This is a genomic window from Pantoea rwandensis, from assembly GCF_000759475.1.
Taxonomy (GTDB): Bacteria; Pseudomonadota; Gammaproteobacteria; order Enterobacterales; family Enterobacteriaceae; genus Pantoea; species Pantoea rwandensis_B.
Window position 1 is genome coordinate 1266799 of sequence record NZ_CP009454.1, and the last position, 13123, is coordinate 1279921.

13 protein-coding genes are annotated in these 13123 nt (G+C 54.1%); 12 read left to right on the forward strand and 1 reads right to left on the reverse strand.

Features of this window, described 5'->3' with window-relative positions; translation table 11 throughout:
* Window positions 1-396 precede the first annotated feature (396 nt).
* The 7 genes from LH22_RS05890 (at window position 397) to LH22_RS05915 (ending at window position 6307) form a co-directional block, all read left to right on the forward strand.
* Window positions 397-1812 (forward strand): cytochrome ubiquinol oxidase subunit I, encoded by a 1416-nt coding sequence (locus tag LH22_RS05890; RefSeq protein WP_038644863.1) that lies wholly within the window; start codon window positions 397-399, stop codon window positions 1810-1812.
* A gap of 2 nt (window positions 1813-1814) precedes the next feature.
* The gene (gene cydB, locus LH22_RS05895; protein WP_038644865.1) at window positions 1815-2819 is read left to right on the forward strand and encodes a cytochrome d ubiquinol oxidase subunit II; all 1005 of its coding nucleotides are present in this window, start codon (window positions 1815-1817) and stop codon (window positions 2817-2819) included.
* Window position 2820: 1 nt separating this feature from the next.
* The gene (locus tag LH22_RS20100) at window positions 2821-2985 is read left to right on the forward strand and encodes a DUF2474 domain-containing protein (protein ID WP_071845593.1); all 165 of its coding nucleotides are present in this window, start codon (window positions 2821-2823) and stop codon (window positions 2983-2985) included.
* A 255-nt stretch (window positions 2986-3240) separates the two neighbouring features.
* Window positions 3241-4107, forward strand: a complete 867-nt coding sequence (locus tag LH22_RS05900; protein WP_038644867.1) for a helix-turn-helix domain-containing protein — start codon at window positions 3241-3243, stop codon at window positions 4105-4107.
* 184 nt (window positions 4108-4291) lie between these two features.
* Window positions 4292-4501, forward strand: coding sequence for a hypothetical protein (locus LH22_RS05905; protein ID WP_038644869.1), 210 nt, complete (start codon window positions 4292-4294; stop codon window positions 4499-4501).
* A gap of 393 nt (window positions 4502-4894) precedes the next feature.
* A complete protein-coding gene (locus LH22_RS05910; RefSeq protein ID WP_038644871.1) occupies window positions 4895-5677 on the forward strand; it encodes a siderophore-interacting protein in 783 nt (260 codons plus the stop codon).
* Between the two features lie 90 nt (window positions 5678-5767).
* Entirely contained in the window at window positions 5768-6307 is a 540-nt protein-coding gene (locus LH22_RS05915) for a PadR family transcriptional regulator (RefSeq protein ID WP_038644873.1), read from the forward strand.
* Between the two features lie 199 nt (window positions 6308-6506).
* Here the strand turns inward: LH22_RS05915 and LH22_RS05920 are convergent, their stop codons facing one another.
* The gene (locus LH22_RS05920) at window positions 6507-6797 is read right to left on the reverse strand and encodes a SelT/SelW/SelH family protein (RefSeq protein WP_038644875.1); all 291 of its coding nucleotides are present in this window, start codon (window positions 6795-6797) and stop codon (window positions 6507-6509) included.
* 230 nt (window positions 6798-7027) lie between these two features.
* Between LH22_RS05920 and LH22_RS05925 the strand changes: the two genes are divergently transcribed.
* From LH22_RS05925 to LH22_RS05945, 5 genes are read left to right on the forward strand one after another with little or no spacing between them, the layout of a single operon-like run.
* On the forward strand, window positions 7028-9397 hold the full coding sequence (locus LH22_RS05925) for a TonB-dependent receptor domain-containing protein (RefSeq protein WP_038644877.1): 2370 nt from the start codon (window positions 7028-7030) through the stop codon (window positions 9395-9397).
* A gap of 50 nt (window positions 9398-9447) precedes the next feature.
* Window positions 9448-10470, forward strand: coding sequence for a hemin-degrading factor (locus tag LH22_RS05930; RefSeq protein WP_038644879.1), 1023 nt, complete (start codon window positions 9448-9450; stop codon window positions 10468-10470).
* The gene (locus tag LH22_RS05935; protein ID WP_038644880.1) at window positions 10467-11291 is read left to right on the forward strand and encodes a heme/hemin ABC transporter substrate-binding protein; all 825 of its coding nucleotides are present in this window, start codon (window positions 10467-10469) and stop codon (window positions 11289-11291) included. Before LH22_RS05930 ends, LH22_RS05935 begins: the two co-directional genes overlap by 4 nt.
* Window positions 11284-12285: a FecCD family ABC transporter permease gene (locus LH22_RS05940; RefSeq protein WP_038644882.1), complete on the forward strand. Its 1002-nt coding sequence runs from the start codon at window positions 11284-11286 to the stop codon at window positions 12283-12285. The genes LH22_RS05935 and LH22_RS05940 overlap by 8 nt, the downstream gene beginning before the upstream one ends.
* Window positions 12278-13057 (forward strand): heme ABC transporter ATP-binding protein, encoded by a 780-nt coding sequence (locus LH22_RS05945; RefSeq protein WP_038644884.1) that lies wholly within the window; start codon window positions 12278-12280, stop codon window positions 13055-13057. The genes LH22_RS05940 and LH22_RS05945 overlap by 8 nt, the downstream gene beginning before the upstream one ends.
* Window positions 13058-13123: the final 66 nt, after the last annotated feature.

The following is a 13123-nucleotide window of genomic DNA, read 5'->3' on the forward strand; positions in this document are numbered from 1 at the left end:
AATCGAGATAACATCATATTGTCTGGAATTATTGACACGTTATCTGGCGAAAGATTGAATTAACCTTCCTGTTATCCGCACTAAAAAATAATCAAATGAGAGAGTTAACGGGTAACGATGAGATCTTAGCGCGAAGGTTAATAACAATATCGCTACAATAACCGAGGGTTGTTAACCTTAGGTCTGTGATATCAATCAATTAGTCTTTGATGAAGACAATGATCGTTATCAACAAACACTGTTATAGTTTTAAAGACTTCCTCTGTTTATTTTCGTTCTGACTGCTTCCTTTTACATTAGTGCGACCTTTCATCCGATAAGACGAAATAGATTCCCGCACGCTGTTGTTCATTATAAGTAAAAATTCCAGTGCACTTTGTGGCAATGAGGTAAGCAATGTTTGGATTAGATGCCTTTCACCTGGCAAGGATACAGTTCGCCTTTACTGTCTCCTTCCATATTATTTTTCCGGCTATCACCATCGGCCTCGCCAGTTTCCTGGCGGTGCTCGAAGGGATGTGGCTGAAAACCCGTAATGAGACCTATCGCGATCTCTATCATTTCTGGTCTAAAGCCTTTGCCGTGAACTTCGGTATGGGCGTGGTCTCCGGGCTGGTAATGGCTTACCAATTCGGGACTAACTGGAGTGGTTTCTCTCAGTTTGCCGGCAGTATCACCGGGCCACTGCTCACTTATGAAGTGTTGACCGCCTTCTTCCTTGAAGCCGGTTTCCTTGGCGTGATGCTATTCGGTTGGAACCGCGTGGGGCCGGGGCTGCACTTCTTTGCTACCTGCATGGTGGCATTGGGCACCATCTTCTCAACGTTCTGGATCCTGGCCTCTAACAGCTGGATGCACACCCCTCAGGGTTACATTATTGAGAATGGGGTCGTGGTGCCGCAGGACTGGTTGAAAATCATCTTCAATCCGTCATTCCCGTTCCGTTTACTGCACATGTCCACCGCGGCTTTTCTGGCCAGTGCCTTCTTTGTCGGCGCCTCTGCGGCCTGGCATCTGCTGCGCGGCAATGACAATCCCGCGGTGCGCAAGATGTTCTCCATGGCGTTGTGGATGGCATTAATCGTCTCGCCAGTTCAGGCATTTCTCGGCGATGCGCACGGTCTGAATACTCTGGAATATCAGCCTGCGAAAATTGCGGCGATCGAAGGGCACTGGGAAAACAAGCCGGGTGAGCCCACGCCATTGATTCTGTTCGGCGTGCCGGATATGGAGCAGGAGCGCACCAAATATGCGTTGGAGATTCCCTACCTTGGCAGTCTGATTCTGACCCACAGTCTGGAGAAGCAAATTCCGGCACTGAAAACCTTCCCGAAAGAGGACCGCCCAAACTCTACCGTGATTTTCTGGTCGTTCCGCGTGATGGTGGCGCTAGGCCTGTTAATGATCGGCATGGGAGTGATCAGCCTGTGGCTGCGGGTGAAGAAGCGTTTGTATCAGTCGCGACCATTCCTGTGGTTCTGTTTGTTGATGGGGCCATCGGGACTGATCGCCATTCTGGCTGGCTGGATTACCACCGAAATGGGCCGCCAGCCGTGGGTAGTGTATGGCGTGCAGCGCACTATTGATGCGGTCTCTGCCCATGGCAATCTGCACATGAGCATCAGCCTGATGGCCTTCATTTTGGTCTACTGCTCGGTGTTTGGGGTCGGCTATCACTACATGATGCGGCTGATTAAAGAAGGTCCAGTGACCGGAGAAGGCAGAGAAGTAGCGCACGGTGGTCCCGGAGAGCAGCACACTCCAGCTCGCCCGTTATCTGCTGCCAATACTCATAAGCGCGGGGAGCAGTAATCATGATCGACTTTTCTATTATCTGGTTCGCCATCATCGTGTTTGGCACCCTGATGTACATCGTGATGGATGGCTTTGATTTGGGCATTGGTCTGCTATTGCCGTTCAATAAAGATCCGATTGAGCGCGACATGATGGTCAATACTGTGGCTCCCGTTTGGGACGGTAACGAAACCTGGCTGGTACTGGGTGGTGCTGCGCTATTTGGTGCATTCCCACTGGCCTATTCGGTGCTGCTGGATGCGTTATCGATCCCATTAACCACGATGCTAATCGGCTTGATTTTCCGCGGTGTGGCATTTGAGTTCCGATTTAAGGCCACCGAAGAGCATCGTCCGTTCTGGGATAAATCGTTCATCGCCGGTTCGCTGCTGGCGACTTTTAGTCAGGGCGTTGCAGTGGGCGCCATTCTTAATGGCTTCCCGGTATCAGGTCGTGAATATGCCGGTTCAGCAATGAGCTGGCTGGCACCGTTCCCACTGTTTTGCGGTGTTGGCTTAGTGATCGCTTATGCACTGCTGGGCTGCACCTGGCTGATTATGAAAACCGAGCACGACCTGCACCGCAAAATGTCAGCATTGGCGACGCCACTTACCCTGACGTTACTAGTGGTAGTCGGCATTATCAGTATCTGGACGCCGCTCACCCACGCGGATATCGCGCAACGCTGGTTCTCACGACCAAACCTGTTCTGGTTCCTGCCTGTTCCGCTGCTGGTGGTGCTATGCTCGTGGGGGATTGTGCGTGCCATCAAACGTGAAGCGCATTACTCACCGTTTCTATTGACGCTGGCGCTGATTTTCCTCGGCTTCTCCGGCCTGGGCATTAGCATCTGGCCAAACATCGTGCCACCGTCGATCACCATCTGGCAGGCCGCGTCTCCGGCCAGCAGCCAGGCGTTTATGTTGGTGGGCGGTCTACTGATTATCCCGGTGATTCTGGGTTACACCTTCTGGAGTTATTACGTGTTCCGCGGAAAAATCAAAGCCGACGAGGGGTACCATTAATATGCCAATCGAAGTCAGCAAAATGAAAGACGGAGTAACGCCGTCTCCATGGTGGAAGCGGGTGATGTGGCTGGTCATCATCTATGGAGCCAGTGTGCTGGCACTCGCTGTAGTGGCATCACTGTTTCGTATGATGATGAACGCAGCAGGCATGCATACGCACTAGGTTTACGGAGTAACAAGATTTACAACAGTGTGCACTCCATTACAAAAATCGCGTGAAGGTCGCCGGTAATGGCGACCTTATTCACATTATCGCAGCGTAAAATTGACCTGAAAACGTTAGTAACCTAAGCAATTAATGCTTTTCCCGCCTCGCTGCCTTTACTCTTCCTTACGTAAGTAATACGTTTTTGTTATATTTATGTGACTAATCGCGCAAATTCATTACCTTCACACTTATCACTCGATTGAAAAAATCATGCTCAGCCTGAATCTTAAAAAACAGTACATCAACGATCTGGTGGACTGGATAGAGGCGAATCTGACCGATGAGCTCAATATCGATCTGATTACCCTGAAATCTGGTTACTCCAAGTGGCACATGCAGCGCATGTTCAAAGAGATGACCGGCCAAACACTGGCCTCGTATACGCGTAAGCGTCGCCTGACCATGTCAGCGATGGCGCTGCGTTTGACCAGCATGCCGCTCATCGATATTGCCGTGCGCTTTGGCTTCGATAACCAGCAGAATTTCACGAGAGTATTCAAAAGCCACTTCTCCATGACGCCCGGCGCCTATCGCCGCATCCCGGACATGCTGATGAAGGATTTCCACAGTCGTATTTCCACGCAGCGTTCGTGGGTCAACGCGCGTCTGGCCGAGAAGCCGGAGTTGCAGCTGTGTGGTGAAGTGATTGAGTGGGAATGCCGCTTTGGCGAGTACATCGATCATCATAATCAGGTGGTCGCGCAGCATACCCGCGATTTTGTCCGCTTTGCCGGTAAACATGTCAGCCGTGGCTGGCTGGGATTCCAGTTCAGCCCAGGCGTGAATTCTGCCGACCAGCAGCACATTAGCTTGTTCCAGGCGCTGGAAAGTCAGTATGCCGATGTGATGCCGCGCAATGTGCAGAACTGGACCGGAGAAAGCGGCTTGTATGCCGAGATTGACTGGCATGGCGCACCGGAAGAGATCAATGCATTTACCGCAGAAATTTACTACAACCACTTGCCGGCACTGGGCGTGGCGCGTCGGGCAGGTAAAGATCTGCTAAAACTGGATCTGAAATACAGCACGCCTGATTTGTTGCAGGGCACGTTCTACATTCCGGTCTCCACCTGCTAATGCATAAATCGTGCGGTTAACTGTGACTAACCGCACGATTTTATAAAATATTCGCCGTAACTGGCGTAAAATACTTCATCGAAACCTGATTGGCCGCGTAAAACACCAGCCGCCATACATCAGGCTGGATAATCACCTGCATTCCTGGTCCGCTCTGGACCGTCAAAGTGAAAAAGAAAAAATTATGCGACTTTTACCGTTGTTCCTCATGACAGCGCTTGTGGCGTTTTCCTCGCTGGCAAGTGCACAGATGGCTGAGCCTTTCTCTCCGCCGGGCGGCCTGCATCCTCATCAGACTCACTGCCAGCAGCATGAAATTTTGGGCGATAACCCGCTGCCGCAACACAGCCAGGATGACAATAGCTTCGTTAACTGCGGCAACCATCAGGCCTGATTTCCCTCTGGTTTTACCGCGCTTTACCCCATGACTATCGATGACACGCCGCACGTTTGTTGCGGCGCGATCGTTGCCTGCCATTGCCCGCTCATCGAACGCAATCCTCTTTAACTGCGGTTCTCTCCTGAAATTCAGTTGGCGTTAGTCCCTGCTCCAACCGGTGCAATCCACGCCGAAAATTCTGCAACTTTTCCCAATAGCATTTTTCGGCATTGCATCGAAGATATATCATAACTATGCTAGCCAACGTCAGATGAGAATGATTTTCGATAACGTTTGGCGTGAACGACTCTCAAGCTGCGGTAATCTCAGTTTAGGGGAGGCATCTTGCCACTCAGGATAAGTCATCGCAGGGGCACACTCATTCACGTCTTTGCCTGGAGAGAATACTTGCAAAAAAACATTAACGATCGCGCACCAAAGCGCGTACGCAACGAATTACGCTTCCGTCATATCACCGTGGCGAGCAAAACCTTAATCGCGGGGGAGTTTTGGCGCATTGAGTTTACCGGCAGCGATCTGGCTGGGTTTAATTCACCGTCATTCGACGATCACATTAAAGTTTTCTTCCCGGGCAATGCGGGCAGCGCATTGGCTTTGCCGCAAATGACCGAAGAGGGGATCGTCTGGCCCGGCGGCGTACGCCCGGCAGCTCGCGATTACACCCCGCTGGCGTTCAACGGCACCGATTCACTGACGCTCGATTTCTATATCCATGATGGCGGCGTCGCCAGCAACTGGGCGAATGAGGCGAAGCCAGGCGATCAGATCGCCATGGGCGGCCCGCGTGGCTCCTGCGTAGTGCCCGTGGATTATGCCTGCCAGGTTTACGTGTGCGATGAGACCGGGCTGCCAGCCTTTAAGCGTCGTTACGCTGAGATGCAGGCGCAGCAGATCCATCTGCTGGCCTACGCCGATGAAACCACCGGGCGCGATTACCTCGGTGATCTGCCGAATGTACAGGTGACCTGGCTCGGCAGTGGCAGCATGCAGGTGGATAACCTCGGCCCGCTGATTGCGCAGCTGGATAAGATCTCACTGCCAACAGAAGAGTATTTCATCTGGCTGACGGGTGAAGGTGAGGCGGTAAAATTGCTGAGCGACTACTTTACGCAACGCCGTGGTGCCCACACCGACTTCGTGCGCGCGGTGGCGTACTGGCATCAGAAATAACTGACTTCGCCGCGCCCGCTGCCGCCTGTGTTGAATTTTGCCAGGCGGCAGACTACTATCAACCTCCCTTAATTGACCTCAGGGAAGGCAATGAAACAGCAGCGGGATTTTCCATGGCAGTCCGATAATGCACAACGTGCAATCTGTGCAGGTGCGCGTAAAAAGCGCCGCGAAAGGATGCTGGATGCCAGTGATATTCGCCTGTTAATGATGCACTTCCTCGCCAACGGTTCTGCGCATGGCTATGAGCTGATCAAGTCAGTGGAAGAGCTGTCCAAAGGGGAATACTCTCCCAGCCCTGGCATCATCTATCCTAACCTCACGTTGCTCGAAGAGATGGATGCGATCCGCGTGGTGGATGCGCATGCGTCGCGTAAAGCCTATGCGCTCAATGATGGCGGTCGCGCGTTATTAGCCGAGAACGGCGAGAATATTGCCAATATTATTGAGCGTCTGACTTCGCTGGCGATATTGGTCAATAATCGCAGTATTCCAGAAGTCGAGCAGGCCATTCATCATATTCGCCACACGCTGAATCATCGTTTATCGCAGGAAGATATTTCGCCTGAGTCGCTGAATATTGTGATAAATGCACTGAACGAAGCGACAGAGAAAATCGCGAATAGCTAATCGTACCTGGCCAGCAGAATAAATGCCTTTCGCGCCGATTAGCCATCTCACTTTCTGACATGGCCACGTTAGTCATCGCGAAAAATCGCCCATCATAGCTGCTGAAACAGCAGGCCGATAATTAAGCCCTTGATCGCAATAAATCACCGTTCTGGAATGTTCATTGCCATTCGAATGTGCGCATCTATCCGCTCGGGGCTTAGCCCGGCTTCTTCTTATCCACGTGCCCTAACTCGCGATCCGGCCAGCAGAAATCACGCACGCGCTGTTTCAGCGCCGCTGCATCCGGGAATCCGCCTTCCTGTTTACGCTCCCAAATCACCGTGCCATCAATGCTGATTTCGAACACACCGCCGGTGCCGGGTTTTAGCGTCACTGCGCTCAAATCTTCGGCAAAAGTGTGCAACAGTTCTTGTGCCATCCACGCCGAACGCAGCAGCCAGTTGCATTGAGTGCAGTAGTAAATGGTCACAGCCGGTTTTTGCGTCATCAGGTGCCTCTTCTTAATTATTGATTATAAACAAGTTAACAAAATGTGCGGTCTAAGATACATCTTAGTGTAAAGTTTATTGATAATGATTACCAATTGCATTACATTCCTGACGAAATTATTTATTACATAAAATAAGTCCACACATTTTACGGTTTATTAACGCATATCGCGTTTTTTTGGCGGCAATCCAGTGAGCGAATACTAACAATTAACCAGGTATTTCGCGCATGTCTTCACTCTTACAGGGAATGACCCAGCAACGTCTGTTTAAAGTTGCCATTTTGTCTTCCGCTATTCACGCCGCTTGCAGCTACGCGGCCAGCGATAACACGACACTTGCTTTATCTTCTGACAAATCCACCACTGCAGAGTCGGTCATGACGGTCACTGCACCGAAGCTGGAGAAACAAGCCGGTAGTAAAAGCACCATTACCGCCGCCGACATGCAGCGTGATGGCGGCAATGATTTCGGTACCATCATGCGCTACGAACCCGGCGTAACAGCAACCGGTGCCAGCGGTGGTTCTTCTGCGGGTAAAAGTGGCTTCGATCGTGCGGGTTACACTGGCTACAACATCCGTGGTCTGGAAAGTAACCGCGTCGATATCAACGTTGACGGTGTTTCTCTGCCGGATGCCACCGGACGCAGCTACGTCAGCCGCGCCGGTTTAGATACCTTTGGTATTGGCCGCGATTACATCGACCCTTATATGTTTGGTCGCGTGGATATCGATAAAGGTGCGACGTCTGTCTCTCAGCCCAACACCGCGATTGGTGGTGCGGTCTCGTTCCGTAATAAGACGCCAGACGACTACTTACATCCGGGTAAAACCACCTATTTTGGCTACCAGAGCGACTTCGATTCTTCCAATCGCAGCTGGCACAACGGCATCACTGCGGCAGCAGGTGATGAGGAACTGCGCGGTATCTTTGTCTATAGCCGCCGCGATGGTCAGGAAACGCAAAACAACGATGCGAGCCGTGGGGCATATCCAGCCAACTGGCACTCTGACGCACTGCTGGGCAGCATGGTGTGGGAGCCGAATGATGCGCACAAAATCACCGGTACCGCCGACTTCTATCACAAAACCAATCACACCCATTACGACAGCTGGGATACTTCAGGCAATACCGTTTACGGCACGGCACAACAGCAGAGCGATACCCGTCGCTTTGGCTTGAGCCTGGCGGACGAATACACGCCGTACAACGATTTCATCGACAGCCTGACCTCACGTGTCTACTGGCAGCACACCGAAGCGCATGACAATACTTATATGCCTTCAAGCGCGACAGCCTATGAGACGGTCTACTCTGACTACAACACGGACAGCTACGGTTTTGAAACTAATCTGGCTAAAACGCTGGGTCGTCATGAGCTGACTGCCGGTTTGAATGGACGTCTGGAAAAAACCGAACGCCCATTCCGCCAGTCACCGACACCAAGTACATTCAGTGTGATCATGCAGCCTGAAGCAGATAGCCGCAGCTATACGCTCGGCGGTTTTGTGCAGGATAAGATCAACTTCGACCTGGATAGCCACAACTTTGCGGTGGTGCCGGGCGTGCGTGTGGCGTACCAAAATACCAAGCCCGAGAACCTCAGCAGCCTGACCAGCGGCAGCTCCGTGCTGACCGAATCAGGAGTCGACACGCTGTACGGCTCTGGCAACAGCGATACGCAAGTTCTCCCATCGCTGGCATTCCAGTATGAGCTCACGCCAACCCTGATGACTTATCTGCAATACAAACGCGGCGCGCAGTTCCCGAACGCCAGCCAGCTGTATGGTTCATGGAACCTGGGTTCCAGCTATGCGGGTAGAGCGCAATATGCGCTGATTGGTAATGCGGATCTGAACACTGAAACCAGCAACAACTTCGAATGGGGTCTGAAAGGACAGCCGACCGAAGGCGTGGTGATGAGCACGGCGGTTTACTACAACGCCTACAAAAACTTCATCGCCTATAACCGTTACACCCGTTCCGGCAACCCGGATAAATTCACTAACGTTCCGAGCAACATTTACACCACTTATCAGGCAGAGAACCGCGATAAAGCCTATATCTATGGTGCAGAGTTGAGTGGAAAAGTGAATTTCGGCACCTGGTATGAAGATGTGCAGGGCCTGAGCGCACGCTTTGCCTTTAGCTATAACGAAGGTAAATCGAAGTCGAGCTACCTCGGCGACCGTTACGTCGATCTGGAAAGCGTACCGCCAATGAAAGCGGTGCTGGGGCTGGGTTGGGATGCGCCACAGAACCAGTATGGTGCAGCGGTGACGGCAACCTTCGTGAAGGGCAAAAAGGCCACGGCGACCAACCGCCAGAGCTATAACAATACCGGTTCTGCACTGACCGATTCCACCACCGATTACGCGCGCGTGCCGGGTTACGGGATGGTCGATCTGACGGCGTACTGGCAGGTGGCGAAGAACGTCAAGCTGAGCGGTGGCGTGTATAACCTGACAGATCGTAAATATTGGGATTACCTGAGCAGCCGCGAAATGACCAGCGATACCGCACAGGATCGCAACGATATCGCACTGGCAACTCAGCCAGGCCGCACCTTCCAGCTCGGTGTGAACGTCGACTTCTAATCACATTTTCGCCCTGCGTTCGCGCAGGGCCTTTTCATGGAGCAAGTGCAATGAACCCACGTTACGATCACTACCTGGCGCTGAAAGGCGAACATCCGAAGAAGTATGCCCGCGATCTGGCGGCCCTGATGGGCATTGGCGAAGCGCAGCTGTGTGAAGCGCGCGTCGGCCAGGATGCGCAAGCGTTAAAAGCGGATTTCCCGGCGTTGCTGAAGGCACTGGCAGCCGTCGGCGAAACCAAAAGCATCACCCGCAACGAATATGCGGTGCATGAGCAGGTGGGCAAATATGAAAACCTGCACCTCGGCGAACATGCCGGACTGATCCTTAACCCACGCGCGCTCGATCAGCGTCTGTTCCCGGCACAGTGGCACAGCGCTTTCTTCCTGCGTGAGCAGACCGCGCGCGGTGAGCGTCAAAGCATCCAGATTTTTGATCGCCACGCGGATGCGGTGCTGAAAATCTACACCACCGACAATACCGACATGGCGGCATGGGATACGCTGATCGCAGAATTCACCGTCGAAGCCGCTGCGGCACTCGATCCACAACCTGCCGCCGCGCCAGAACATAGCCGCGCCATTGATGCCGATAAAGTGGAAGCCGAATGGCGCGCCATGACCGATGTGCATCAGTTCTTTGGCCTACTGAAGCGCCACAATATTTCACGCCAGCAAGCGTTTCACGCGGTGTCGGACGATCTGGCACACCAGGTCAGCAACGATTCACTGGCTCAACTGCTGGAGCAGGCGCAGCAGGATGGCAACGAAATCATGATCTTTATCGGCAACCGTGGTTGCACGCAGATCTTCACTGGTGCGGTGGAGAAACTGATGCCGATGGACAACTGGGTCAACATCTTCAACCCAACCTTTACGCTGCACCTGATGGCCGATCACATCGCCGAGAGCTGGGTAACGCGGAAACCGAGTGGCGATGGCTTTGTCACCAGCCTCGAACTGTTTGCCGCCGACGGCACGCAGATCGCGCAACTGTATGGTCAGCGCAGCGAAGGGACGCCAGAGCAGGCGCGCTGGCGTGAGCAGGTCACCGCGCTGGGAGCGACAGCATGAAACGTCTGACCCTATTACTGCTGGGCGCGCTGGCGCTGCCGGCATTTGCTGCTGAACGGGTGATCTCCATCGGCGGTGATGTGACACAAATCATTTATGCGCTGGATGGGCAGGCCGATCTGGTGGCGCGCGACAGCACCAGCCAGCATCCGGCGCAGGCTAACAAGCTGCCGGATATCGGCTATATGCGCCAGCTCAATGCCGAAGGCATTCTGGCCATGAAGCCCACGCTTGTATTGACCAGCGAGCTGGCGAAACCGTCGCTGGTGTTGCAGCAGATTGAGAGCGCTGGGGTGAAGGTGGTGGATGTCACCGGCAAAACCAGCCTCGACGCCATCCCGGAAAAGATCGCCACCATCGGCAAAGCGCTGCATCGTGATGCCGAAGCGAAGGCGCTCATCGAGAAAGTGAACAAGCAGCGTGCGCAGATTCCCCAGCAGCCGCTGCCGGTGAAGGTGCTGTTTGTAATGGCGCACGGTGGCATGCGCACTCAGGCAGCAGGCAACCAAACGGGCGCTGATGCCGCAATCCGCAGTGCCGGTCTGGTCAACGCCATGGCGGCGATCCCGCATTATCAGCAGCTGTCACAGGAAGGTGTGGTTGCTGCCGCGCCGGATCTGGTGGTGGTGGGTGAAGATGGCCTGCGCACCCTCGGCGGCGAAGAGAAAATCTGGTCGCTGCCGGGGCTGGCGTTGACGCCAGCGGGCCAGCACCACGCGCTGCTGGTGGTGGATGAGATGGCGCTACTGAGCTTTGGTCTCGATACACCGGAGACTATCGTGAAGCTGCGCAAAGCCGCCGAAGCGGTAAAACATGACTAACAGTGCTGTGATGCGCTGGCTGCTATTGATGGGCATCAGCATGGTGATTTGCATGCTGATGGCCGCCAATTTTGGCGCCATGCCGCTGTCGATGCGCACGCTGTTCCATGCACCGCTCAGCGATATGGCGTGGCAAATCTGGCTGAACATCCGCCTGCCGCGCGTGTTGCTGGCGGTGTTGCTCGGTATGGCATTGGCGGTGTCTGGCGCAGTGATGCAGGGCCTGTTTCGCAATCCGCTGGCCGATCCGGGGTTGCTCGGCATCAGCAGCGGAGCCGGGCTGGCCGTCGCGTTTTCTATTATCGTTCCGCTCAGCTTGCCGCCTTTGCTGGCGCTGTGGCTGCCTTCGATTGCAGCGTTTATCGGCAGCCTGATCGTCACACTGCTGATTTTTAGTTTTAGTCGGCTGGCGCTGGGGAATTTGTCACGTTTGCTACTGATCGGTATCGCTATCAACGCCTTGTGCGGTGCGGCGGTGGGCGTGCTCTCCTGGCTCAGTAATGATCAGCAGTTACGCCAGCTGGCGCTGTGGGGGATGGGCAGTTTGAGCGCGGCACAATGGCCGAGTCTGGTGGTGTGTGCTGTACTGATTCTTCCTGCGCTGATTGCCATCCAGGCCCGTGCGCGCCGTCTTAATCTGCTGCAACTCGGTGAGGAAGACGCGCATTACATGGGGATTGATGTGAAGCGCACCCAGCGTGAGTTACTGATACTGAGTGCGCTGCTGGTGGGCACGGCGGTGTCGGTGAGCGGGATTATCGGCTTTGTCGGATTGGTGGTGCCGCACGTGATGCGTTTCTGTGTCGGGAGCGATCATCGCTGGATGTTGCCGGGTTCGGCGCTGGCGGGAGCCATCTTGCTATTGCTGGCGGATACACTGGCGCGCACGGTGGTGATTCCGGCGGAAATGCCGGTGGGATTGATCACCAGCCTGATCGGTGGTCCATGGTTTCTCTGGCTGATTCTGCGCCAGAAAAGGGGGATGAATGAGTGATTCAATGCAGGCTCGCGGCCTGCGCTTTAGTCATGGCACGCGTGCGCTGATTGATGATGTCTCTATCACCTTACAGCCAGGCGAAATGATCGCTTTGATTGGCCCCAACGGCGCGGGTAAATCCACGCTGTTGCGCCTGCTGACTGGATTTCTGGCGCCCGAAGCGGGTGAGTGCTGGCTCGGCGATCGCCCGTTAAGCGATTGGCCGCGTGAACCGCTGGCGCAACGTCGTGCGGTGATGCGCCAGCAAAACAGCGTAACTTTCCCGCTGCCTGCTGAAGAAGTGGTGGCGATGGGCCGTGCGCCCTGGCCTGCCAGCAAATCCAAAGCGGTGATCGAGGAAGTGATGCAGATTACTGGCAGTCTGGAACTGGCAAAGCGCGATTATCGTTCGCTTTCTGGCGGGGAACAGCAGCGCGTGCAGCTGGCGCGAGTACTGGCACAGTTATGGCACGATGACGGTCCACGCGGCTGGCTGTTTCTTGATGAGCCGACGTCGGCACTCGATCTGTATTGGCAGCAGTACAGTTTGCGATTGCTGCATAAGCTGACGCGTAACGGCCGCTTTAGCGTTTGTACCGTGCTGCACGATCTTAATCTGGCGTCGCTATGGTCCGATCGTATTCTGCTGTTGCATCAGGGCAAGCTGGTGGCGCAGGGTTCACCGCAAGAGGTGATGACGGAAAATACGCTGACGCGCTGGTATCAGGCTGAGCTGCACGTGGTGATGCCGCAAGGGCAGGGCAGGCCGCAAATTCAGCTGCGGGCTTAAAGCCGATTCAAATCGTAGCGGCGCGATATATCGCGCATGTCTGAAGCGATGATGCTGCTGACAAAC